This is a genomic window from Variovorax sp. ZS18.2.2, from assembly GCF_024701975.1.
Lineage (GTDB): Bacteria > Pseudomonadota > Gammaproteobacteria > Burkholderiales > Burkholderiaceae_C > Variovorax.
Map to the genome: position 1 here is coordinate 1 of NZ_JANLNM010000022.1, position 2,587 is coordinate 2,587.

The 2,587-nt window shown below is 65.0% G+C and carries 3 protein-coding genes; all 3 read right to left on the bottom strand.

What is annotated here, in order from left to right:
- Positions 1 to 61: 61 nt before the first annotated feature.
- Genes NU688_RS33825 through NU688_RS33835 form a run of 3 tightly spaced genes read right to left on the bottom strand, consistent with a single transcriptional unit; the run spans position 62 to position 2,498 of the window.
- Positions 62 to 1,639: an IS66 family transposase gene (locus NU688_RS33825; RefSeq protein WP_257865356.1), complete on the bottom strand. Its 1,578-nt coding sequence runs from the start codon at positions 1,637 to 1,639 to the stop codon at positions 62 to 64.
- A 17-nt stretch (positions 1,640 to 1,656) separates the two neighbouring features.
- Positions 1,657 to 2,007, bottom strand: a complete 351-nt coding sequence (tnpB, locus tag NU688_RS33830) for an IS66 family insertion sequence element accessory protein TnpB (RefSeq protein ID WP_257865357.1) — start codon at positions 2,005 to 2,007, stop codon at positions 1,657 to 1,659.
- Positions 1,983 to 2,498 carry a transposase gene (locus NU688_RS33835; protein WP_257865358.1) on the bottom strand — a complete coding sequence of 172 codons (516 nt, stop codon included), beginning with the start codon at positions 2,496 to 2,498 and terminating at the stop codon, positions 1,983 to 1,985. The genes tnpB and NU688_RS33835 overlap by 25 nt, the downstream gene beginning before the upstream one ends.
- Between the last annotated feature and the right edge of the window lie 89 nt (positions 2,499 to 2,587).

Sequence of the window (2,587 nt, forward strand, 5' to 3'; positions counted from 1 at the left end):
GTAAGCAGTCAATAAACCACGCCCTTGCGCGTGATGTTGGAACCGATCGGCGCAGGGCGGCCTACGCGCCGCCGAGCTCGATGTTCCAAGGCAGCAGCGCCTCATAGTCATCGACGGTCTGTGCCAGCGGCAGCTTCTTGAACAGCGCGACGAGGTAGCGGTAGGGCTCGACGTTGTTGGCCTTGGCGGTCTCGATCAGCGAGTAGAGATTGGCGCTCGCGTTGGCACCGCCGACGGTGTCGGCGAACAACCAGCTGCGCCGCCCGACGACGAAGGGCCGGATGGCGTTCTCCACCGGGTTGGAGTCCAACGGCCAGGAGCCGTTGTCCAGGAACCGCACGAGCTTGGGCCACTGACCTTGCAGGTAGTGCAGCGCTTCGCCCAGCAGGCTCGACGGTGCAACGACGTGCAGGTGCGTCAGCAGCAGCCGCTCGATCTCGCGCACGACGGCGGCGCTGTAGCGCACACGCAGCCGCTGCCGGCGCGCGGGCGTCCAGTCCCTGGCCAGGGCCTCCGCTCGGTACAGCTTGCCAATGAGTCGTACGAACCGGGTCGCGATCTGATCGGGCGAGCGGGCTGCCTTCGGTATGGATTCCTCGGCCTTGATGAACGGCCTGCGCGCGTGCACCCAGCATCCAAGGTGCGTGAGACCGCCGGCCTTCGCGATGCCGTTGTAGACCTCGTAGCCGTCGGTGACGAGCGTGGTGCCGGGGCGGATGCCGGCATACAGTTTCTCGGCATGCACGGCGCCGCGCCCCGGCGCATAGGCGAACAGCCGTACCGGTGGACCGGTGCCATTCATCTGCGCCCACATGTAGCTCTTCGTCTGGGCTTTCCTTCCGGGCTCCTTGAGCACCTGGACCGTGGTCTCGTCGCCGTAGATCAGGTCCGAGTCCAGCAAGTGGTCGCGCAGCAGGTTGATGACCGGCTGTACAGCCTGGCCGATGCGCACGATGCCGGAAGCCAGCGTATTGCTCGCGATGTCGCCACCGAAGCGGCGCAGCAATACGGCCGTGCGGTACAACGGCATGCCGAACTGGTACTTGCCGGTGATGACCCAGGCCTGGGCCTGCTCGGTGAGCAGCCCGCGCGGGATGATGCGCGCCGGCGTCGGTGCAACCTTCAGGCTCTGATCGCAGCAGGGACAGGCGTACTTGATGCGGTGGTGCTGCAGCACGCGCACCTGTTCGGGGATGACATCCATCTGCTCGCTGACCTCGGCGCCGATTTCCACCAGCGCGTGCCCGTCATGCGCGCACACACGCTCGGCCTCGGGCAGTTCGTGGCGCACGATCTCGCGCGGCAGCGCAGGGTCCAGCGGCTTGCGTCCGCGTTTCTTGCGTTGATGGCCCGCGACCGGTGTCGACTCCTCTTCGTCGGTCTCGGCCTGCGGCGTCTGATCTGTGGGCGCGAGCGCCTCGGCCTCGTTGAGGAACAGGTCCTTCTGATCGGTGCCGCGGGCTTCGCTCTTGGCCGCAAACAGCTGGCGCTGCAGCGCCTTCAGCCGCTCCAGTGCGAGGTCCCGCTCGGTGGTCGTTACTCGAAGCGCGCCGGCCAGCGCATCGCGCTCGGCAATGAGCGCGGCGAGTTCTTCAGCGGTGATGGTGGCGGGCGGCGACACGCCAGCTTGGATCGGCATGCGCCATCATTGTTCCTTCAGGCCACGCTGGAATAGTGCAGACGAGAGTGGCGTTGCACCACCGCGATGTCGATGCCCTCCAGCAACCAGTGCAGCTGTTCGGCCGTCAGCGTGGGAACCGCATCGGCCGAGGGCCAGATGAACCTGTCCTTCTCCAGGCGCTTGAGCAACAGCCAGAAGCCGTTGCGCTCCCAACCCAGGATCTTCACCCGGTCGCGCCGGCGGTTGCTGAACACGTACGCGCACGAGGCGAACGGGTCCAGGCCCAGCGCCTGCTCCACCAGCACGGCCAGGCCGTTGATGTTCAACCGGAAGTCCACCGGCTCGCGGTGCAGGTAGACCTTCAGTCCTTCGTCGAAGCGGAACATGGAAGTCGGCTCAACATCTGCACCAGCGTCGGCAATTGCTGCAAGCTCGTCTCGCCGAGATCGAGCTGCACGCCGTTAGGCAGGCGCACCTGCAACCCGACCATCGGGGTCGGTGCCGTCAAGGAGTTCTCATTCGGGATCACTGCCACTGCCGTAGCGGGTGCGTGGGCCATCGCGGGCGCCGCCACTGCACACTCGCGCTGAGGCAGATCTTGTTCACCCTCTACGTGTACAGCAACGAATGCCGCATCGTGCGTTCGCGCGATGTCACCAGTCGGCACCTGGGCACTTCGCCGCTGGTAAGCCGTGATCCACGTCCTCAGAAGGTTTGTGTTGACACCGTGCTCCATCGCCATGCGTGCCACCGACACTCCCTGCTTGAGGCAGGCAACGATCAATTCCTTCTTGGCAGCTTCGTCGTAGACGCCGCGACCGTCACTCTTGCGTCCCACAACCAACCGGCTTCTCAACTCTGCGTACTGCTCTGTCATCTCTACATGTCCATGTTGCTCTACATGGGCACGTAGCCTCACAGCTCATCGTTCACCGAACAAGGGCGTGGTTAATTGACCGCGTACGA